Consider the following 20,334-nt stretch of genomic DNA (forward strand, 5'->3'; position numbering starts at 1 on the left):
CCTGCTGCTCATCGAACCCCGGCCACCATTTGTCCGATTTCGCGCTTGCAATGGGCGCCGTTCGCGCTAGGGGTGTGATACGTTATCACATTCACGCAATCGGGAGGCACCATGATCAACCGCTCGATGCAGCAGGCATCCTCCCCTCTTGCCCTCGCGCTTTCGCTCGGCCTCGGCCTTGCGCTCGTGCCCGCCCCGGCCATGGCGCAAGCGCGCGGCGGTGAGACGCCGCCGCTGGAGGATGATCTTCACAACCAGGGCGAGGGCGCCGACCAGACGATCATCGTCAGCGCCTCGGGGGTCAAGGAGCTTGACGTCCTGGCCGGCACCAGCGTGCTCGAGGTGCGCGAGATCCAGCGCGAGGCGGTGACCGGCCAGATCGGCGATCTGCTCGCCAAGATCCCCGGGGTTTCGGCCACCGGCTTTGCCCCCGGCGCCTCGCGTCCGGTGCTGCGCGGCCAGCAGGGCGAGCGCGTGCGGGTGCTGTTCGACGGGGTCGGCACCGCCGATGTGTCCAACACCTCGGTCGATCATGCCACCACCATCGAGCCGATCACGCTTGAACGCATCGAGGTGCTGCGCGGCCCGGCGGTGCTGCTCTACGGCAGCCAGGCGATCGGCGGCGCGGTCAACGTGATCGACAAGCGCATCCCCACCCGGATGCCCGATGAGGCCTTCCACCTCGATGCCCTCGCCGGGATCGACAGCGCCGCCGACAGCCGCAGCGCCGCGGCGAGCCTTGATGTCGGCCTTGCCAGCAACCTCGTGTTCCACCTCGATGGCTCGTGGCGCAAGTCTGGCGATATCCGCATCGGCGGCTTCCAGGTCGCCCCGGCCCTGCGCGCCGATCTCATTGCCGATGCCGATGCGGAGGAGGAGGAAGGCGAGCTTGAGGAAGCTGCCGAACTGCGCGAAGCAGCCAATCGCCGGGGGCGCGTGCCCAACACCGGTGTGGAAAGCTGGACGGTGAACGCCGGGCTCGGGCTGGTGCTGGGCAATAGCACCTTCGGCGCGGCGATCGGTTGGTATGACAGCGATTATGGCGTGCCCACCCGGCCCGGCGCGGGCCACCACCACCACGGCGAGGAAGGCGGCGAGGAAGAAGGCGGCGAGGGTGAGGGCGAGGAGCTGGTCACCATCGGCCTTGAGCAATTCCGCGCCGACTTCAAGGGCGATATCTTCCTTGGCACCGGCGCCTTCGAGCGCCTGAAGCTCAGGGTCGGCTATTCGGACTACACCCACACCGAGTTCGAGGGCGAAGAAGTGGGCACGGTGTTCGATGCGGCCAGCATCGAGGCCCGCGCCGAGCTGGTGCAGAACACCGCCGGCATGCTGCGCGGGGCGAGCGGGGTGCAATATCTCCACCGCGACTTTGCCGCCGTGGGGGCTGAGGCCTATGTGCCGCCCAACCTCACCGATCAGTTCGCCCTTTTCACCCATCAGGAAATGGGCACCGGCCCGGTGCAGATCGAGGCCGCCGCGCGCGCCGAGTTCACCAAGGTCAAGGCCCAGACGCTCGGGATCGCGCGCGATTACGAGACCTTCTCGGGCGCGCTTGGCCTCGTCTATGAGGGGATCGAGGGGGTGCGCATCGGCCTTAATGGCTCGCGCGCCGCGCGCGCGCCGAGCGCCGAGGAGCTGTTTTCCGACGGCCCGCACATTGCCACCCAGGCCTTCGAGATCGGCAACCCCGATCTGCGCACCGAGCGCGCCTGGGGGCTGGAGGCCTATGCCCGCGGGCGGATCGGGCCAGGCACCTTTGCCCTCACCGCCTATCGCCAGTGGTTCGACAACTATATCTTCCTCGATGCGACGGGCGCAGAGGAAGACGGCCTGCCGGTGTTCCAGTATCTCCAGCAGGATGCTGATTTCTGGGGCTTCGAGGCCGAACTGTCCTTGCCCCTGATCGACACCGGCACCTTCCGGCTCAACACCGATCTGGCTGCCTCCTATGTCGAGGCCGAGCTCGACGATGGCACCGCCGTGCCGCGCATCCCGCCGCTGAGCCTGCTCGGTGCGCTCGAAGCCCAGACCGACTCCTTCGATCTGCGCGGCGAGGTGCAGTGGTTCGACCGGCAGGATCGCGTCGCCCCGTTCGAGACCGAGACCGGCAGCTTTGCGCTCGTCAACGCGCTGCTGGCCTGGCGCCCGCTGGCGGACAACCGCAATGTCACGCTGCAGCTGGCCGCGGACAACATTTTCGATGTCAACGGTCGGCGCCACGCCAGCTTCACCAAGGATTTCGTCCCCGTGCTGGGGCGCAACATCCGCGCCAGCGTGCGCTTGAGTTTCTGAGCCGCGCACGCCCGGATGGGCGCGCCCAAGGGTCGCCCAAGGGTCGAAAAAAAAGGGGGCAGGCGGGCGGGCCGCTTGCCCCTCTTTTTGCGGTCAATCCTCGGGCGCGAAGGTGATTTCGGCGTGTTCGGCAAGCCGGCGCACCAGCGCTTCGCCGAGGAAGGCGCCGGGGGTGCCGATCCCGCCCGGCTTGTCGCAGGACAAAAGCGCCATGCCGGTTTCGGCCAGCATCCGGCTGGTTGAGCCATAGCCCGGATCATAGCGGCCCTTGACCGCGTAGTGGAGGCGCGCCCCATCGGGCATCTCGGCCACGAACAGGATGTCGTAAAAGCCCCTCTCGCGCTCCTCCTTGCTCGGGCCCTCACCGGGCTTGGGCGGACGCGCGCCGAAGGGGTTCTTCATCAGTTCAAGCGCCGCCTGGGCCGCGGCCTTGCCTGCCTCGCCCGGGCTGGTGAGCACCATCTCGTCATAGCGAAAATCGCGGCCCCAGGGGTGGCCGAGGAGGAAATTGGTGCGGTGGACATTCTTGGTGTTGATCGGCGCCATCACGAAGGGCGCGGCCCACTTGCCAAGATCGGCTTCGTAAGCGGGGATCATGCCCGAGGGCTGATCCGGCCCGTCAAAGCCCGGGCAAAGCGCAAAGGGATCGCGCAAGAGGCCGATGAGCGCGGGGTTCTTGGCCGCCGCCTTCATGGTGGCGGTAAGGCTTGCCGCGGTGCCGCCCGAGAAGCTGCCCTGCATCGCGCGCACCCGGGCGCGGATGCGCGGGGCGGGCCTGCCGAAGCGCGCCACGCAGGCCTGCTGGGTCATCATCACGCCGAGATCAAAGGGGATCGAATCGAACCCGCTGGAAAAGCAGATGCGCGCGCCCGAGGCCTTGGCGGCCTCGTGGTGCTGGGCGATCTTCTCGGCCATCCACGCCGGTTCGCCGCACAGGTCGGCATAGTCGGTGCCGGTGGCAACGCAGGCGGCGAGCAGCTTGTCGCCATAGAGCTGGTAGGGGCCGACGGTGGTGAGCACGACCTTCGTGCGCGCGCACATGGCTTTAAGCGCGGCCTCGTCGTCCGCATCGGCGGCGATCAGCGGGGTATCGGCAGGCGCGCCAATCAGGTCGCGCACCTCGGCGAGCTTGGTCAGGCTGCGCCCGGCCATCGCCCATTTCGGCCCGTCATTGCGCGAACCATAGTGCTGGGCGAGATATTCGGCCACCAGCCGCCCGGTGTAGCCGGTGGCGCCATAGACGATGATATCGAATTCACGGCTGTGCATAGGGTCTCTCCTTCGCCCCGCCTGATGCGCGCGCGCAGCGAACAAGTCCAGCGCGGCAGCGGCGCAGCGCTCACAGCCGCGCCCTCACAGCCGTGGCAGCGTCACCCCGCGCTGGCCCATATATTTGCCCGCGCGGTCGCGGTAACTCACCTCGCAGCGCTCATTGCCCTTGAGGAACAGGAACTGGCAGGCGCCCTCATTGGCATAGATCTTCGCCGGCAGCGGGGTGGTGTTGGAAAACTCGAGCGTCACATGCCCTTCCCAGCCCGGCTCGAGCGGGGTCACATTGACGATGATCCCGCAGCGGGCATAGGTCGATTTGCCGAGGCAGATCACCAGCACATCCTCGGGCACGCGGAAATATTCGACCGTGCGCGCCAGCGCGAAGGAATTGGGCGGGATCACGCAGACATCGGTCTGGCGATCGACGAAGGAATTGGCGGCAAAATCCTTGGGATCGACCACCGCCGAATCGACATTTGTGAAGATCTTGAACTCATCGGCCACCCGGGCATCATAGCCATAGGAAGACAGGCCATAGGAGATCACCCCGTCGCGCCGCTGGGCCTCGACGAAAGGCTCGATCATCCCGTCCTCGAGCGCGCGCTTGCGGATCCAGCGGTCGGAGAGAATCGCCATGGGCACGTGGATTGCCGATGCCGCGTGCAGGGGCAAGGGCGGGCGCGCCACATATCCCCTTTCCCGGCCCGCCCGCCTCAGAGCGGCCTTGCCCCCAGCGCCGGATTGAGCGCGGCGATGTGGTTGAGCCACTTCTTCGGGCGGCGCAGCAGCTCGCGCGGATAATCGACCTTGAGCCCCACCAGCTCGGCCATGCGCACGACGAAGTGGATGCAGTTGCGCGTGTCGAGATCGTAGAACTTGCCCGGCGCGTTCTGCCAGGCGCGCACCTCGGCGATGATGCGGTGGTACTGGGCATCGCTGAGGGTGATGGTGAAGTGCCGGTTGGTTCGCGCGATCTGCGCCGGCTTTTCGCTCATCACCATGTGTTCAACCGGGCCGGAAAGCACCGCCGGGCCGACGCTGCGGGCGGAAAAGCCGTAATTCTCGTTCACCACCCGCCCGCTTTCCTCGAGCGTGCCTTCGAGCACGATGAAGGCATGGGGATAGCGCCCGGCCATCACCGAGCCGTTGAAGGAATGGAAATGAAGCCGCACCGCGGCCGCGGCCGGCGCTGCCGCGAGCAGCGCCAGCGCCAGCATCAGCACCAGGCGGTTGAGCCATGCCCTCATGGGGCCATGGCTTACCGCTTCAATGTTTCAGCTTGCCAGCAGGCTCGCATTGCCCCCGGCGGCGGTGGTGTCGATCGTCACCACCCGCTCGGTGGCAAAGCGCGGCACGTAATGCGGCCCGCCCGCCTTGGGCCCGGTGCCCGACAGGCCCTCGCCGCCGAAGGGCTGGCTTTCCACCACTGCGCCGATCTGGTTGCGGTTGATGTAGAGATTGCCGACCCGCGCGCGCGCTGCCACCAGCCGGTGGGTGGCGGCGATGCGGCTGTGGAGGCCGAGGGTAAGGCCATAGCCGGTGGCATTGATGGCCTCGATCACCTCCTCGATTGTCCCTGCGGCAAAGCGCGCGACGTGGAGCACAGGGCCGAAATGCTCCTCCTCGAGCACCTCGATCCCGGGCACTTCGATGATCGTGGGAGCGACAAAGCAGCCCCGCGCCGCCTCGGGCGGCAAGGGCAGGCGCGCAACCGGCCAGCCGCGCGCGGCTGAGGCGGCGATATGCGCCTCGAGCCGGCGCTGCGCGGCCGCGTCGATCACCGGGCCGACGTCGGTCGCAAGCCGGGTGGGATCGCCCACGTTGAGCGCCTCAAAGCCGCCGCGGATCATCGTCAGCATCAAATCGGCGACATCTTCCTGGAGATAGAGCACCCGCAGCGCCGAACAGCGCTGCCCGGCGCTCTGGAAGGCGCTTGCCAGCACGTCGCGCACCACCTGTTCGGGCAGGGCCGAGGAATCAACGATCATCGCGTTCTGCCCGCCGGTTTCAGCGATCAGCGTGGCGATCGGCCCCTCGCGGGCGGCAAGCGCCCGGTTGATCGCGCGGGCCGTGGCGGTCGATCCGGTAAACGCCACCCCGGCAAGGCGCGGATCGGCGGTCAGCATCGCGCCGACCTCGGCCCCGCCGGGCACGAGTTGCAGCGCCTCGGGCGGGATCCCGGCCTCGTGGCACAGCTTGACCGCAAGCACCGCGATGAGCGGGGTTTGCGGCGCGGGCTTGGCCAGCACCGCATTGCCGGCAGCCAGCGCCGCGGCAGCCATGCCGGTGAAGATCGCCAGCGGGAAGTTCCACGGCGCGATCGTGGCAAACACCCCGCGCCCGTGGAGGCTGAGGCGGTTGTCCTCGCCGGTCGGCCCGGGCAGGATCAGCGGGGCGGCAAAGTGGCGCCGCGCCTCGGCGGCATAGTAGCGCAGGAAATCAACCGCCTCGCGCAGCTCGAGCACGGCATCGACCAGGGTCTTGCCGGCCTCGCGCTGGCACAGGCTGATAAGCTCGGCGCTGTGCGCCTCGAAGCGGTTGGCCGCTTCCTCGAGCAGCAGGGCGCGCTTCTCGCCGCCAAGCGCGTCCCAGCCCGGCTGGATCGCCTGCGCCCGGGCAAAGGCCGCCGCCACCTCATCGGCCCGGGCCGGGCGCACCGTGCCGACGATGTGCGCGCGGTCATGCGGCGCGCTGATCGGCAGGGCCTCGCCCGGCGCGGCCCCATCCCCGGCAAAGGTCGGCGCGGCGCGCCACTGGACATCGGCGAGCATGTCGAGACGCGCAAGCAGCGGCGCGCGCACCAGCGGATCGGCAAGGTCGATCCCGGCGCTGTTCTGCCGCGCGCCGAAGATGTCGCGCGGCAGCGGGATCGACGGGTTGCGCCGGGGGCTGAGCGCGGCAAGCTCGGCCACCGGATCGCCCACCAGCGCCGCGGCAGGCACAGCCGCATCGGCGAGGCGGTTGACGAAGCTGGTATTGGCCCCGTTCTCGAGCAGGCGGCGCACCAGATAGGCGAGCAGCTGCTTGTGCCCGCCGACAGGGGCATAGACCCTGACCGGGGTGGGATGGTTGCCCTCGATGCGGCGCAAGGCGGCATAGACCTCCTCGCCCATGCCGTGCAGGCGCTGGAACTCGAACCACCCCCCGGCCGGCGCGCTGCCCGCGGGGGCCATGTGCTTGGCGAGGCTCTTGATCGCGGCGATGGTATAGGCGTTGTGGGTGGCAAAGGCAGGGCGGATCGCATCGCTTGCCGCCAGCAGCCGCGCGGCGCAGGCAAGGTAGCTGACATCGGTGGCGAGCTTGCGGGTGAAGACCGGGTAATCGGCGTGCCCCCCCACCTGCGCGCGCTTGATCTCGCTGTCCCAATAGGCGCCCTTGACCAGCCGCACGAACAGCTTGCGGCCATGGCGCCGAGCGAGCCGCGCGGCCCAGTCGCACACCCACACCCCGCGCTTCTGATAGGCCTGGATGGCAAGGCCAAAGCCCTCCCAGCGGCTGCCATCGGGGCGCTGGAACAGGCTGTCATCAGCGACCAGCGCCTCGATGATGTCGAGGCTCAGCTCGAGCCGGTCGGCCTCCTCGGCATCGATGGTGAAGTGGATATCGGCATCGCGCGCGCGGCGGGCAAGATCGCGCACGATCGGCACCATCGCCGCCAGCGCCTCATCGGCGTGGAGCACGTCATAGCGCGGGTGGAGCGCCGAGAGCTTGACCGAAATGCCCGGCGCCGCCGCCACCCCGCCGCCCGCCTCCGCGGCGAGACGCACGAGCGCGCCCTCATAGGCGCGGCGATATTCCTCGGCATCGGCGAAGGTCATCGCCGCTTCGCCCAGCATGTCGAAGCTGTGGGTGATGCCGCGCTCGCGCTCGGGCGCGGCGCGGCGCAGGGCTTCCTCGATGGTGCGGCCAAAGACGAACTGCCCGCCCAGAATCCTCATCGCCTGGGCGGTGGCGGTGCGCACCACCGGCTCGCCCAGCCGGTTGAGCGCGCGCTTCAAGGCGCTGCCCAGCCCCTTCTGGCGCGCATCGGGCGGATCGAGCACCTCGCCCGAAAGCATCAGCGAGAAGGTGGCGGCGTTGACGAAGGTCGAGGAACTCTCGCCCAGGTGCGCGCTCCAGTCGATCGCGCCGATCTTGTCGCGGATCAGGGCATCGGCGGTGGCGGCATCGGGCACCCGCAGCAGCGCTTCGGCCAGGCACATCAGGGCAATGCCCTCCTCGCTGTCGAGGCCATATTGCTGGAGGAAGGCATCGATCCCGCTTGCCTTGTGGGCGCGCGCGCCCTCGATCAGGCGGATTGCCAGGGCTGCGGCCTCATCGTGCACCTGTGCGGCCGGGGCGGCCTCATCAAGCCGCTCGGCGATCACGGCTTCCTCATCGGCGGCATAGGCGCGGCGCAGCGCGCTGCGGTCGAGCGGGGCGGGGGCGGCAAGATCGGCCATCTGGTTTCACCTGAAACGATTCGGGGCTTGGCAGCGCGCCTGTGAACCGCCCGAGGCTGCGCTGCAAGCGCGGCTTTGGCAATGCGCCGGCTTGCCCGTGGGGCCGGGGCCGGTTAGCCTTGGCCCGCGTGCGCGCAAGGGGGCCTGCCTGACGATGCGGATGTTCTGCTTTCACTGCCGCGACGGGGAAGATGGCGGGCGCCTGAGGGCGATCCACCGCCCGGCGCACCTTGAATTCATCCACGCCAATGCCGAGCATTTCGTCATCGTCGGGCCGTTGAAGCGCGCCGATGGGCTGATCATCGGCTCGCTGCTGATCGTCAAGGCCGAGGACGAGGCCGCCGCGCGCGCGATCCTGGCGGACGATCCCTATCTTACCGGCGGGGTGTGGCAGATGATCCGGGTGGACGAGTTCACCCCGCTGCTGGGCGACTGGGCCTAGCCGTCCCGACTCTTTCCGAAAGAAAAGGCGCCCGGAGCCGGGGGCAGCTCCGGGCGCGAGGGGTGCGCTTCCGATGGGGAGGGGAGGCGCGGGCGATCCGATCAGCGCAGCAGCGAGAGGACGTTCTGCTGCGACTGGTTGGCCTGGGCCAGCATCGCGGTGGAGGCCTGGCTCAGGATCTGCGCCTTGGCGAGCGCGGTGGTCTCGGCCGAATAGTCGGTGTCCATGATCCGCGAGCGCGCATCGCTGAGGTTGGTCGAGACATTGGCAAGGTTGTTGACCGCCGATTGCAGGCGGTTCTGACCGGCGCCCAGCGTCGCGCGCGCGGTGGAGACGGCGGCAAGATCATCATCGATGTCGGCGAGCGCGGTGCGGGCATTGCTGCCATCGGTGCCGGTGACATCAAAGGTGCCCGCGGTGCCCGCGCCGGAGTTGAGACCGGTGCTGAGGTCATCGAGGGTCAGGTTCACCGTATCGACATCATTGGCGCCGGCCAGCACCGTGACCGTGGCGACCGAGCCGTCGAACAGGGTGATGCCGTTGAACTCGGTGTTGGCAACCACCTGGCCGATCTGCGCGGTGAGCTCATCGACCTCGACCTGGATATTGGTGCGGTCGCTGCTCTGATAGGTGTCCGAACCGGCCTGCACCGCCAGCTCGCGGATGCGCTGGAGCATGTTGGTCACCTCGTTCAGGGCCCCTTCAGCGGTCTGGGCGAGGCTGATGCCGTCATTGGCGTTGCGGATACCCTGCTGCATCCCGCGGATCTGCGCGGTCATCGAGGTGGCGATGGCAAGGCCCGCGGCATCATCGGCGGCGCTGTTGATGCGCTTGCCGGTCGAGAGGCGCTCCATCGCGGTGCCGAGCATCTTGCCCGCCGCCACGCTGGCGTTGGCGGCGCGCAGCGCCGAAATATTGGTGTTGATCACAGTCATCGTCGAAACTCCCGAAATGGTCAGGCAGGACGAACAGGCCCGTCGCTGCTGGGGCCTAGAGCGGCCGGTGCGCGGAATGTTTAAGCCGGAAAAATAATCGCACTTTTTGAAAGGCTTGGCCGATGGCCCTGGGAGGCTGCCGGGCGGCACTAGGGAAAGCTACGGGGGCTTAAATTTGCCTCACATCCAGCCTCGCTGCGGCAAGGCTTTGCCGAACAAGGCACAAAGCCGCAAGGCCACCTGGCCGCGGCAAGGCACGGGGGCACAGATGACACAGCCGCACAGGATCGCGCAGACCTGTCACGTCACGGCGCCAAGCGCCGCGCAAGGCCAGCCCAAGGCCGATCCCCACGCAACCCTGCTGGCCACGACCCTGCCCTTGCTGGGCGGCACCTGGCAGCGCGAGCGGATCGTCCTGGGCGAGGCCATCCCCGCAGCGATGGCCGCCGGGATCGCGCGCAGCGGGCGCCTCGCGATCACGCTCGCCCATTGCCCGCGCGGGGAGACGCCGGCGCTGGCGGCGCCGGGCGAGGGGCGGGTGCGGCTGAGCTATGATCCTGACGATCTTGCCACCGCGCGCGCGGCGCTGATCGCCGCGGCGGGGGTGGGCGGCTGGCCGGTGGCGGGCGATCCGCAGTCGCTGGCGATGCTCACGCTCGCCGAACGCATCGCCGCGAGCACCATTCCGGTGCTGCTCGAAGGGCCGACCGGCACCGGCAAGGAGGTGCTGGCGCGCTTCGTCCATCGCCTTTCGCCCCGCGCGGCCGGGCCCTTCGTCGCGGTCAATTGCGCCGCCATGCCCGAAGCCATGCTCGAGGCGCTGCTGTTCGGCCACAGGAAGGGTGCCTTCACCGGCGCGGCCGAGGCGGGCGAGGGCCTGTTCCGCGCTGCCGATGGCGGCACCTTGCTGCTCGACGAGATCGGCGAGCTGCCGCTCGCGCTCCAGGCCAAGCTGCTGCGCGCGTTGCAGGAGGGCGAGGTGCTCCCGCTGGGGGCGACCCGCCCGGTCAAGGTCGATGTGCGAATCGTTGCCGCCACCAACCGCGATCTGGCCGCCGAGGCCGCCGCCGGGCGTTTCCGCGAGGATCTGCTCTATCGCCTCAATGTCTTTCCGCTGCGCCTGCCGGCGCTGCGCGCCCGGCCAGGCGATATTGCCCCGCTCGCCTTTGCCATGCTGCTGCGCCACGCCGGCACGGCGGGCGCGCCGGGCTGGATCGCGCCCGCCGCCATCACCCTGCTCGAAGGCCATGCCTGGCCCGGCAATGTGCGCGAGCTTGAAAATGTCATCCGCCGGGCGATCCTGCTGAGCGAGGGCGCGGCGGTGATCGGGCCGGAGGCGATCATCTTCGACACCGCGGTGCGCCCGGTCGATGCCGCCCCGCCCGATGCGCCGCCAGCGCCGCCCATCGGCGCCGCGCCGCGCTCGCTCGCCGACATTGCCTTTGCCAGCGAGGCGCGCGCGATCCTCGAGGCCCTGGCGCAGCACGGCGGGCGCCGGGCGGCGACCGCGCGGGCGCTGGGCATTTCCGAGCGCACCTTGCGCTATCGCCTCGCCTCGCTGCGCGATGCCGGGCTGCTGGCAGCAGGAGATGCGGCATGAGCAGCACGCCCCTCAGCTTTGGCGTGGCCGAGATCATGGCCCTGCGCAGCGAGATCGTCGGGCGCAGCAGCGCGCTTCAGGCGCTGCGCGCGGCGCGCGCGGGTGCCCCTGGCGCGGCCCCGGCGGCGCCGCTTGCGCCCCCCGGGGCGGGCTTTGCCGCCACGCTCGAGACGGCGCTGAGGCAAGTGAGCGCGGTGCAGGAACGCTCGAGCCAGATGCAGGCCGCCTATGAGCGCGGCGCCGTGACCGATATCGCCGAGGTGATGCTCGCCCGGCAGGAGGCCTCGATCGCCTTCGAGGCCACCTTGCAGGTGCGAAACAAGCTGCTGTCCGCCTATCAGGACATCATGCGAATGGGGGGCTGATCCATGGCCGACAGCGCGCTTCCCGTGCCTGCCGATGCGGCAGGTCTTCCCCCCGCGCCAGCCGCCGCCCCCCTCGGCGGCTGGCGCAACCTGGTGCCCGGCCCGCTCGCCGATTTCGCCCGCCAGCCCGCGCTCGCCCGCGCTTTGCCGGCGCTCGCCGGGGTGGGGGCGCTGGCCGCAGCGGGGGCGCTGTGGCTTGCCTTTGCCCGCGGGCCGGAGCGGGTGCTCTATACCAGCCTCGATGATGCCGATCGCGCCAAGGTGGTCGAAACGCTCGAGGCCGGGGGCATCGCCCATGATATCGATCCGGCCACCGGCGCGCTGAAGGTGGCCGAGGAGGATCTCTACCGCGCCCGGATGCTGGTGGCGAGCAAGGCCGGGATCGCCGCGCCCGAGGGGGCGGCGGAAATGCTCGATGCCATGCCGCTCGGCACCTCGCGCACGCTCGAGGGCGAGCGGCTGCGCCTCGCGCGCGAGCGCGAGCTGATGCTCACCATCCGCGAGATCGAGGGGATCGAGGCGGTGCGCGTGCACCTTGCCACGCCCGAACGCTCGGTGTTCGTGCGCGAGGCCGGGGCGCCGTCGGCCTCGGTGATGGTGCGCCTTGCCGCCGGGCGCAGCCTCGCCCGCGCGCAGGTCGATGCGATCGTCAATCTGGTCGCCGCCTCGGTGCCCGGGATGCGGCCCGATGCGGTGCGGGTGGTCGATCACACCGGGCGCCTGCTGTCCGACCCCGGCGCGGGCGGAGGCGCAGGTGAGACCCTTGCGCTCCAGCGCGAGCACGAGGCCAAGCTGCGCGCCCAGCTCGATGCGCTGCTCGCCCCGCTCCTGGGCGAGGGCAATTTCAGCGCCGAGGTGCAGGTCGCGCTCGACCAAACCGAGACCACCTCGGCGCGCGAGACCTACGAGAAGGAGGGCGCGCTGCGCAGCGAGAGCGAGCGCAACGCCACCCGCACCGGCATGGGCCAGGTGGGCGGGGTGCCGGGGGTGCCGGCCAACACCCCGCCGCCCCAGGCGCAACTGGTCGATGGCCCGCCCCAGCCCGCCGCCGCCCCGGCCCCGGCGAGCGCAACCGACAGCGAGGCCGCGCGCGAGCGCAGCTATGAGCTGGGGCGCGAGGTGGCGGTGAAGAACACCCGCCCGGGCGGGCTTGCCCGGCTGTCGGTGGCGGTGGCGGTGAGCGACAAGGCGCTCAAGGCCGCAGCACCCCTCACCGCCGCCCAGCTCGAGGCGCTGGTGGGCGCGGCGGTGGGCGCCGATCCGGCGCGCGGCGATCAGGTCAAGGTGGTGGCCAGCCGCTTCGAGCCGGCCGCGCCCGATGCCGGCGCCTTCTATGAACAGCCGTGGTTTGCCCTCCTGGTGCGCTATGGCGCGGCGCTGCTGGCGGTGCTGCTGGTGCTGCTGTTCGCGGTGCGCCCGCTCATTTCCGGACGCTTTGCCAAGCGCAAGGGCGATGGCACGGGCGAAGCGGCAAAAAGCGCCGAGGCCAGCCCCGCCCCGGCGAGCGAAACGCCCGCAAGCGAGGCGCCCGCGCCCGTCCCCGCCGAGGGCATGGCGGCGCTCCCGCTCGGCGATCTGCCGCAGCAGGTGGCGCTCGCCCGGCGCCTTGCTGCAAGCCAGCCCGAGCGCGCCGCCGAGGCGCTGCAGCGGATGCTGGCCGCGCCCGATCCGCGTGCGGTGGAGGGTGAGGCATGAGCCAGCCCGCCCCCGCCCCTGCGCTCGACACCGCCGATCCTGCCGCCGCGCTGCCAGCCGCGCCACTGCTGAGCCGGGCCGACCGCGCGGCGGTGTTCCTGATGCTGCTCGAGGACGAGGAGGCCACCGGCCTGCTCTCCCGCCTGGCGCCGCACGAGCTCGAGCGGCTTGGCCGGGCGATGCTGGCGCTGGGCGAGATCGATGCCCCGCGCATGGCCGAGGCGCTGGCGGATTTCGCCGCCGAGGCCGGGCGCGAGCTGCTCCCCCGGCGCGGGCGCGATGATCGGGTGCGCAGCCTGCTCGATCAGGCCTTGGGGCCGGCGCGCGCCGACAGCCTGTTGCAGCGCATCGCCCCCGATGCGCGCCCGCGCAGCCTTGAGCTGGCCCGCTGGCTCGCCCCGGCGGTGCTGGCGCGGCTGGTGCTCGATGAACACCCGCAGGTGATCGCCGCGCTGCTGCTTTTGATCGAGCCGGAACCGGCCGCCGAGGTGCTGGCGATGCTTCCGCTGGCGCTGCAATCGGACGTGGTGGAACGGGTGGCCAAGAGCGGCACCATCTCGGCCCGCGCGATCGCCGCGATCGATGCCCTGCTCACCCAGCGTCTCAGCGCCGCCTATGGCGCGGCCACCTTTGCCCTCGGCGGCCCGCGCGAGGCGGCCAATCTCATCAACCTTGCCGCCGGGGCGCTGCGCGAGACCGTGCTTCCCGATATTGCCACCCGCGATGCCCCGCTTGCCGCGCGGATCGAGGAGGAATTGTTCACCTTCGAGATGCTGCTGCGCCTCGATCCGCAGACCATGGGGCGGCTGCTGCGCGAGGTCGATACCGAAAAGCTGGTCGATGCGCTCAAGGGCCTTGGCGAGGAGCAGCGCGCGCCCTTCTTCGCCGCGATGTCGAGCCGCGCCGCCGATGGCATCCGCGACGAGATCGAGCTGCGCGGGCGGGTGGCCAAGCGCGATGTGGCCGCGGCGCAGAAGGCGATCGTCGAGATCGCCCGCCGCCTCGCCGAGGCGGGCGAGATCGTGATCGGAAGCGGCGATGGCGAATTTGTCTGATCTGCTGCAGCCGGATGCGCTCTCCGCTGCGCCGCCCCCGGCCTGGCTGGCGCGGCTGGGCGAAGCGGTGCGCCCGGCCGGCGCCTTCAGCCCCGGCCTGCCGCTCGCCCCTGTGCCCGATCCCGATCCCGCACCTGCCGCCGACGCGCCTGCCAGCGAGGCCGCGCCCGCGAGCGCGCGCGAGGTTGATCCCATCGCGCTGGCCTATGCCGAGGGCGAGGCCGCCGGGCGCGCCGCCGCCGAGGCCGAGGCCGCCGCGGCGCTCGCTGCCCAGCGCGGCCTGCGCCTTGCCCTGCGCCGGCTCGACGAGGCCGCCTTGGCGCTGCTCGCCGAGGATCTTGCCGCCACCGTGCTCGAACTGTGCGCCCCGGTGCTGGGCGAGGCGGCGATCGATCGGGCTGGCCTCGTGCAGCGCTGCAAGGCCGCCGCCGCGCGCATCGGCACCGCGCCCGATCGGCTGGGGCTGCATCTCAATCCGGACGACCTCGCCCTCGTCGGCCCTGATGCCCTGCCCGGCTGGCGCATCCAGCCCGATCCGGCGCTGGCGCGCGGCAGCCTGCGGCTCGAGGGGCCGGAAGGGGCGGTGTGCGACGGGCCGGAGGAATGGGCCCGCGCGCTTGCCGCGGCGCTCAAGGCATGATCGGCGAACTTCAGCTCGATCTCGCCCGGATGCGCGCCGCCCGGCCAGACTTTGGCCCGGTGCTGATGGGCCGGGTGGTGGCCTGCGACGGCGGGCTGATCGAGGTCGAAGGCCTGCCGCTCCCCGTCGGCTCGCTCGGCGCCATCGCGCAGGAGGGCGCCGGCGAATGCCTTGCCGAAGTGATCGGCTTTCGCGCCGGCCATTCGCTGATGATGCTGCTGGGCGATGCCGTGCTGCTGCGCCCGCGGGCGATGGTGCGCGCATTGGGCCAGCCGGGCGAGGTGCGCGTGGGCGAGGGCCTGCTCGGCCGCGCGGTCGATGCCCTCGGCGCGCCGATCGATGGCGGCCCGCCGCTCCACCTGCCCCATGCCTGGCCGCTCGCCGGGGCGCGCGAGGGTGCGCTCGAGCGGGCGCGGGTGACCGAGCCTTTCGATTGCGGGGTGCGCGCGATCAATGCCCTGGCCACCATGGGGGTGGGCCAGCGGCTCGGGATCATCGCCGGATCGGGGGTGGGCAAATCGGTGCTGGTCGATACCATCGCCGCCCATGGCGCGGCCGATGTCACCGTGGTGGCGCTGATCGGCGAGCGCGCGCGCGAGGTTTCGGACTTTGTCGCCCGGCACATGGCCGGGGCGCGGCGCGGGGCCATGGTGGTGGTTGCGGTGCCGGCCGACCATGCCCCCAACCTGCGCCTGCGCGCGGCGCAATATGCCGCCAGCATCGCCGAATATTTCCGCGCCCGGGGCCAGCGCGTGCTGCTGATCCTCGACAGCCTCACCCGCGTCGCCCATGCCGCGCGCGAGCTGGGGCTGGTGCTGGGCGAGCCGGGGGCGGCGCGCGGCTATCCGCCGAGCGCGCTCGCCGCCGTCACCCGGCTGGTCGAGCGCGCGGGCAATTCGGCGAGGAGCGGCGGGGCGGTGACGGGGGTCTATACCGTGCTTGCCGATGGCGATGATGCCAATGATCCGGTGGTCGATACCGCCCGGGCGATCCTTGACGGGCACATCGTGCTCTCGCGCGCGCTGGCGAGCCGCGGGCACTATCCGGCGATCGACGTGCCCGCCTCCTTGAGCCGGGTGATGGACGATCTGGTTGCGCCCGAGATCGCCGCGGCGGCGCGGCGGCTGCGGGCGCTGATCGCGGCGCGCGAGGACAACCGCGATCTGGTGCTGATGGGGGCCTATCGCCCCGGCGGGGATGCGCTGCTTGACGAGGCCCTGGCGCTGAGCGGGGCGATCGATGCCTTCCTCACCCAGCCGCGCGGCGCGGCGGTGCGCCTCGATGAAGCCCAGGCAGGGCTGCTGGCGCTCTTGGGCAAGGCCCATGCGTGAGGCGCGCCGCGCCGCGCTGCTCGCCCGGCAGGGGCTGATTGCTGCGGTGGCGCGGCGCCAGGCGCTCGGCGCGCTCGCCGCCGCCCGCGCCGAGGAGGCACGGCGCCAGGAGGTGGCGGCGCGCGCGGGCGCGCTGCTTGGGGCAAGCGGCGCGCGCGGGCAGGAGGCCTGCGCCGCTGAACTTGCCGCGCGCAGCCGCTTCGCCGCGGCGCTTGCGCGCATCACCGCCGAGGCGCGCACCGCGGCCCAAGCCGCCGCAAGCGCCAGCGCCGAGGCCGCCGCCGCCTTTGCCGCCGCCGATACCCGCGCCCGCCGCATCGCCGAGCGCGCCGCCGAAGCCCGCGCCGCGCTTGCCGCTGCCACGGCCCGCCGCGCCGCCGCCGCCGATGGCGCGCTGCTGGCACGCAAGTTGCATCGCCAGACGCACAAAGCCGGTGGCGCCGTGGCCGCGCCGCCGCCTGCCGATGGATGAGCGCCGATGATGCTTCCCCTGCTGCCCGATCCCGCGCCCGGCTCCGCCCCCGCGCTCTCCGCCGCGCCGGGGCTGGCGAGCGGCCCCGCCGCGCCAAGCGCCGACTTCGCCGCGCTGCTTGGCGCGCTGATTCCGGGCGAGGAGGAGGACGCGACGGGGGAGGAGGGCGCCGCCCCGTCCCCGCTGGCGCCTGCCGCTCCATCGGCGCCGATGGTGCCGATGGCGCCGACCCCGGGTTGGGGCGAGGCCGGCATGATGCTGCCGCAAGGCGGCACCGGCTTGCCGCTGCCCGCGCCGCTGCCCTTCCCGCAGCTTGCATCGCTTCCCGAGGCGTCGGGGGCGAGCGGCGAGGCCATCGCAGGGCGCCTTGCGTCCCCGCCAGCGCGCGCCCCGGCCGAAACACTTGCCGCGCCGTTGCACCGGGCCGAAGCGGGCGTGATCGCGCTGCCGCCACGCGGGGCCGAGCCGGCGCCGCTCCCGCCCGGCGCGGCGCCAGCCGCAATCCCGGCGCTTCTGGCCTCGGCCCAGCCCGGGCCGCCCGAGCAGCCCGCCGCTGACACGCCCGCCGATGGGCAATCAGGCCCGGCGCCGGTCGTTGCGGCCATGTCGGTGCCCGGGCCTGCCCCCACGCTCGCCACGCCAGCGCTGCCCCCGGCCAGCGCCGCCCCCGCCCCCGCGACCGCCGCCGATCACCCGGCCCCCGCCGCGGCGCGCCGGCAGGGCGCTGCCACCCATCCTGCACTTGTCGCCGATCAAGCGCTGGCAGCCGCTGTGGCGCCGCAAGCCGAAGCCGCATCCAGCGCAGCCTTGGCGGGCGCGCCGCCCACGCTTGCGGCCCTGCCTTCAGGCGCGGCGCCCGTCACGCCCTTCCTCGCCGCGACCCTGCCCGCCCCGCTGGCCGCGCCGACCGGTGGCGCAGCAATCGCGCCGCTGCCCGACCTCGCCGCAGCCATCCCCGTCGGCCCCTTGCCGCTGGCCCAGCCGGACATGGCCCAGCCGCGCCCCGAGCCGCGCCCCGATCCGCGCCGCCCCGCCGCCGCGGCAGAAGCGGCAGAGCCACGCCCCGCGCGCCGCTCCGCCGCCCTGCCCGCGGGCCCCAGCGCGCCAGAGGCGCCAGCCGAGGAAGCGCCACCAATGCTTGCGGCGACCGCGCGGCAGGTCGCCAGCCCGGCGCCTGCGCCCAGCCCGGCGGCACCTCCCGCCGCCGCGCCGCCAAGCGCACCGCTGCTCACCGCCGCGCCCGCGCCCGGCACCCACGGTCCGGCGCCGCTCGGGCATCCCTCCGCCGGCCTCGCCCCGCCGCCCGGGGCCGGGCAGGACAGCGCCATCGCCCAGCTTTCCGCGCTGCGCCAGGCGCTGCGCAGCGCCCGGCCCGAACTGACGCTGCGCCACAATGAGTTCGGCGCGGTGGCGCTGCGGATCGAGGCTGCCCTCCCCGATGGCTGGCGTGCGGTGCTGGCGAGCCATGATCCGGCCTTTGTCCCCGCGGTGCAGGCGGCGCTTGCCGAGCGCACCCCCGGCGCCGGGGCAGCGGCGGCTGCCGCCAGCGCCGATCCTGCCAGCTCGGGCGGTGACGCGCCGCGCTACGGGTCTTCCCTAGGGTCGGGGCAAGGCGGCTCGCAACCATATTCGGGCCAATCCCAGGGGCGCGAGGGCCACCCCGGCAGGGCGCGCGCCGCCCCCACCGCCACGCTGATCGCGGCGCGGGCCGAGGGCACTGGCGCGCCGGATGCGCGGGCCGGGGGCGGCATCTTTGCCTAGACGCCCAGGTGAAGGGGCGCCGGGCGCATTGACAGGGGAGTTCACGGGGTCATGGCCAAAGCCGCAGGCAAAAACGAAGGCGCAGACAAGGACAGCGAGGCGCCCGCCAAGGGCAAGGGCGGCTTTGTCAAGCTCGCACTTGGCGCGGTGCTGCTGCTCGGCGCCGGGGCGGGCGGGGCCTATGGCGCCTTTGCCATGGGCCTGTTTGGCGCCCCGGCAGAAAAGCACGAACCCGATATCCCGCGCCTCGTGCGCAAGGGCGAGGAAGATCCCTATGCGCTGCCCGGCGCGGAAAAGGACAAGGAGGCCCCCGCCCCGGTCTATGGCGAGGGCGGCAGCGAGTATCGCACCGCCTATTACAACTTTGCCGACAGTTTCACCTCCAACCTCGCCAATTCACCGGCCTTGATCCAGGTCGAACTGGCGGTTTCCACCCGCCGCGACGGGCGGGTGCTGCAATGGGTCAAGACCCACGAGCTGGCGATCCGTTCGGCCATCCTTGCCGAGCTTGCCGCCACCACCGAGGCCGAGGTCTATGACAAGGAAGGCAAGCAGCGCCTTGCCCAGCGCCTCACCCGCGCGGTCAACCAGGTGCTCGAGCAGCACGAGGGCTTCGGCGGCATCGATGCGGTGCATTTCAGGGGGTTTCTGGTGCAATGAGGATGGAGCAGGATTTCGCCGCGGCGCGCCCGGCGGCGCAGCATTGCGCCGAACTGCTCGGCCATGCCGGCGCCCGCGCGGCCCGGCCCGAGGAGCGCGCCGCGCTGGTGGCGTCCTGGCGGCGCGATCTTGCGCGCCTGCTGGCCGATGAGCTTTCGGCGCTGCTGGCGGGCGATCGGCTGAGCGTGGCGGTGGGCGCGCCCGAGCCGATCACCGGCGCCGAGGTGCTGGCGCGGATCGGGCCGGTGGCGGCCAATTGCCTGCTGCGCTGCGGCGCGGGGGGGGAGCGCGTGCTGTTGAGCTGCGATCTGGCTACCGCGGTGGCGCTGACCGAGCGCAGCTTTGGCGGTGCAGGCCGCCCGGCCAGCCCCGCCCCCGAGGCCCTGCCGCGCTCGGCGGCGCTGCTGGTGGAGGAGGCCGCGGCGATCATCGCCGGGGCGCTCGCGCGGGCGAGCCTCGGCGATTGCCCGCCGCCCGAGGCCGCCGCCGCGGCGACAGGCGCGGTGATGGTGCGCTCGGAAAGCGCGGCGCGCCTCAGGCCCTTCGATCCGAACGGCGCGTGCTTGGGTATCAGCTTCACCATCACCAATCAGGAAGGCTGCAGCTGGCCGCTGCTGCTCGCCTGTGATGCGGCCGCCTTCGCCCGGCTGCTGCCCGGCAGCCGCAGCCTTGCCCGTCCAGCCGCGCGGCGGCGCCAGGCCGCGGTGCTCGGCGAACCCTTCGCCAGCATCCCCCTGCCGCTCAGCGTGGTGCTGGTCGAGCTTGATCTGCCGCTTGCCCGCCTCGAGGCGCTGGCGCCGGGCGATTGCCTGCCGCTGGCGCTGGGCCGGCAGGTGCCGCTGCGCCTCGGCGAAATGGTGCTTGGGGTTGGCGAGGTCGGCACCAGTGCGGAGCGCATGGCGATCAGCCTCACCCGCATGGCCACACCGGGCGCGCCGCCCCCGCCCGCCGCATCCGGCCCGCCACCTTTCGCGCCGCCCCCTGCGCCGCCCGCATCCACGCCCGGCCCCGATGCCGCACCACTTTCCCTTGCTGATGAAGGTCTTGCCTGATGAGCCACGCTTTTCCCCCCAGCCTCTCACGCTTCGGCGATGTCGCCGTGCGCCTTGCGGTCGAGCTCGGCCGCACCGAAATGCCGCTGCGCGAGGTGCTGCGCCTTGGCGAGGGCAGCACCGTGGTGCTCGACCGGCTGACCGACGACTTGCTCGACATCACCGCCAATGGCCGGGTGATCGCGCGCGGCGAGGTGGTGGCCGAAAAGGGCCGCTTTGCCCTGCGGATCGTCACGCTGGCGGGCGAGGAAGCTGCGCCCGAGCCTGCTGCCGCCGCGGCCCCGGCAGATACGGCGCTCTAGCGAAAAGGGCAGGGC

At 71.9% G+C, this 20,334-nt stretch carries 18 protein-coding genes; 13 read left to right on the top strand and 5 right to left on the bottom strand.

Features of this window, described 5'->3' with window-relative positions; genetic code table 11:
- The first annotated feature begins 111 nt into the window (after positions 1 to 111).
- On the top strand, positions 112 to 2,295 hold the full coding sequence (locus tag G524_RS0103720; RefSeq protein WP_084625035.1) for a TonB-dependent receptor: 2,184 nt from the start codon (positions 112 to 114) through the stop codon (positions 2,293 to 2,295).
- 93 nt (positions 2,296 to 2,388) lie between these two features.
- Here G524_RS0103720 and G524_RS0103725 read toward each other — a convergent pair whose 3' ends face one another.
- The 4 genes from G524_RS0103725 to putA form a co-directional block, all read right to left on the bottom strand.
- Positions 2,389 to 3,564 (bottom strand): saccharopine dehydrogenase family protein, encoded by a 1,176-nt coding sequence (locus G524_RS0103725; protein ID WP_027442506.1) that lies wholly within the window; start codon positions 3,562 to 3,564, stop codon positions 2,389 to 2,391.
- An 84-nt stretch (positions 3,565 to 3,648) separates the two neighbouring features.
- Positions 3,649 to 4,203: a dCTP deaminase gene (gene dcd, locus G524_RS0103730; protein ID WP_027442507.1), complete on the bottom strand. Its 555-nt coding sequence runs from the start codon at positions 4,201 to 4,203 to the stop codon at positions 3,649 to 3,651.
- A 77-nt stretch (positions 4,204 to 4,280) separates the two neighbouring features.
- On the bottom strand, positions 4,281 to 4,814 hold the full coding sequence (locus tag G524_RS0103735; RefSeq protein ID WP_027442508.1) for a hypothetical protein: 534 nt from the start codon (positions 4,812 to 4,814) through the stop codon (positions 4,281 to 4,283).
- A gap of 27 nt (positions 4,815 to 4,841) precedes the next feature.
- Positions 4,842 to 8,009, bottom strand: a complete 3,168-nt coding sequence (gene putA, locus G524_RS0103740) for a bifunctional proline dehydrogenase/L-glutamate gamma-semialdehyde dehydrogenase PutA (protein WP_027442509.1) — start codon at positions 8,007 to 8,009, stop codon at positions 4,842 to 4,844.
- 154 nt (positions 8,010 to 8,163) lie between these two features.
- Here putA and G524_RS0103745 point away from each other — a divergent pair, with 154 nt between their 5' ends.
- Positions 8,164 to 8,451: a YciI family protein gene (locus G524_RS0103745; RefSeq protein WP_027442510.1), complete on the top strand. Its 288-nt coding sequence runs from the start codon at positions 8,164 to 8,166 to the stop codon at positions 8,449 to 8,451.
- A gap of 101 nt (positions 8,452 to 8,552) precedes the next feature.
- Here G524_RS0103745 and G524_RS0103750 read toward each other — a convergent pair whose 3' ends face one another.
- On the bottom strand, positions 8,553 to 9,386 hold the full coding sequence (locus G524_RS0103750; RefSeq protein WP_027442511.1) for a flagellin N-terminal helical domain-containing protein: 834 nt from the start codon (positions 9,384 to 9,386) through the stop codon (positions 8,553 to 8,555).
- 268 nt (positions 9,387 to 9,654) lie between these two features.
- Here G524_RS0103750 and G524_RS0103755 point away from each other — a divergent pair, with 268 nt between their 5' ends.
- Genes G524_RS0103755 through G524_RS0103805 form a run of 11 tightly spaced genes read left to right on the top strand, consistent with a single transcriptional unit; the run spans position 9,655 to position 20,319 of the window.
- Positions 9,655 to 10,986, top strand: a complete 1,332-nt coding sequence (locus tag G524_RS0103755) for a sigma-54 interaction domain-containing protein (RefSeq protein WP_027442512.1) — start codon at positions 9,655 to 9,657, stop codon at positions 10,984 to 10,986.
- Positions 10,983 to 11,351, top strand: coding sequence for a flagellar hook-basal body complex protein FliE (fliE, locus tag G524_RS0103760; protein ID WP_027442513.1), 369 nt, complete (start codon positions 10,983 to 10,985; stop codon positions 11,349 to 11,351). The genes G524_RS0103755 and fliE overlap by 4 nt, the downstream gene beginning before the upstream one ends.
- A 3-nt stretch (positions 11,352 to 11,354) precedes the next feature.
- Positions 11,355 to 13,046, top strand: coding sequence for a flagellar basal-body MS-ring/collar protein FliF (gene fliF, locus G524_RS0103765; RefSeq protein ID WP_027442514.1), 1,692 nt, complete (start codon positions 11,355 to 11,357; stop codon positions 13,044 to 13,046).
- Positions 13,043 to 14,101 carry a flagellar motor switch protein FliG gene (gene fliG, locus G524_RS0103770; RefSeq protein WP_084625036.1) on the top strand — a complete coding sequence of 353 codons (1,059 nt, stop codon included), beginning with the start codon at positions 13,043 to 13,045 and terminating at the stop codon, positions 14,099 to 14,101. Before fliF ends, fliG begins: the two co-directional genes overlap by 4 nt.
- Entirely contained in the window at positions 14,085 to 14,741 is a 657-nt protein-coding gene (locus G524_RS14880) for a FliH/SctL family protein (protein WP_051220883.1), read from the top strand. The genes fliG and G524_RS14880 overlap by 17 nt, the downstream gene beginning before the upstream one ends.
- A complete protein-coding gene (locus tag G524_RS0103780; RefSeq protein WP_027442516.1) occupies positions 14,738 to 16,072 on the top strand; it encodes a FliI/YscN family ATPase in 1,335 nt (444 codons plus the stop codon). Before G524_RS14880 ends, G524_RS0103780 begins: the two co-directional genes overlap by 4 nt.
- Complete coding sequence (locus G524_RS16250) at positions 16,065 to 16,544, top strand: hypothetical protein (protein WP_027442517.1); 480 nt, start codon at positions 16,065 to 16,067, stop codon at positions 16,542 to 16,544. The genes G524_RS0103780 and G524_RS16250 overlap by 8 nt, the downstream gene beginning before the upstream one ends.
- A 6-nt stretch (positions 16,545 to 16,550) precedes the next feature.
- Entirely contained in the window at positions 16,551 to 18,305 is a 1,755-nt protein-coding gene (locus G524_RS0103790) for a hypothetical protein (protein ID WP_027442518.1), read from the top strand.
- Positions 18,306 to 18,356: 51 nt separating this feature from the next.
- Positions 18,357 to 18,965, top strand: a complete 609-nt coding sequence (locus tag G524_RS0103795; RefSeq protein ID WP_027442519.1) for a flagellar basal body-associated FliL family protein — start codon at positions 18,357 to 18,359, stop codon at positions 18,963 to 18,965.
- Positions 18,962 to 20,017 (top strand): FliM/FliN family flagellar motor switch protein, encoded by a 1,056-nt coding sequence (locus tag G524_RS0103800; protein ID WP_156893999.1) that lies wholly within the window; start codon positions 18,962 to 18,964, stop codon positions 20,015 to 20,017. The genes G524_RS0103795 and G524_RS0103800 overlap by 4 nt, the downstream gene beginning before the upstream one ends.
- Positions 20,017 to 20,319 carry a FliM/FliN family flagellar motor switch protein gene (locus G524_RS0103805; protein WP_036857313.1) on the top strand — a complete coding sequence of 101 codons (303 nt, stop codon included), beginning with the start codon at positions 20,017 to 20,019 and terminating at the stop codon, positions 20,317 to 20,319. The genes G524_RS0103800 and G524_RS0103805 overlap by 1 nt, the downstream gene beginning before the upstream one ends.
- Positions 20,320 to 20,334 lie beyond the last annotated feature (15 nt).

The organism is Erythrobacter cryptus DSM 12079 (genome assembly GCF_000422985.1).
GTDB lineage: Bacteria > Pseudomonadota > Alphaproteobacteria > Sphingomonadales > Sphingomonadaceae > Erythrobacter > Erythrobacter cryptus.